Raw genomic sequence first — 271 nt, forward strand, 5'->3', positions numbered from 1 at the left:
GTCCATCAGCACGTTCATCAGCACCGCAGGCGTCAAGGCCCGCTTCATCAGGGCGATCACGAAGGCCCCCATGGCGCCGATGCCGGCCGCCTCGGTGGGGGTGAACACGCCCAGGTAGATGCCGCCGATCACCAGCACGAACAGCACCAGAGTGCTGCCGACATCCTTGAGAGCGGCAAAGCGCTCCCCCCAGGGCACCATCTCGCCGGCCGGCCCGGCGTCCGGGTCGCGCCACAGCACCCACTTCACCGCCACCAGGTAGAACAGGACG

1 protein-coding gene is annotated in these 271 nt (G+C 68.3%); it reads right to left on the reverse strand.

What is annotated here, in order from left to right; translation table 11 throughout:
• Positions 1-271 (reverse strand): TRAP transporter large permease subunit (locus tag HALO32_RS17860; RefSeq protein ID WP_151445253.1); only part of this gene is annotated, 271 nt, incomplete at both ends.

It is taken from the genome of Halomonas lysinitropha, assembly GCF_902500215.1.
Taxonomy (GTDB): domain Bacteria; phylum Pseudomonadota; class Gammaproteobacteria; order Pseudomonadales; family Halomonadaceae; genus Halomonas; species Halomonas lysinitropha.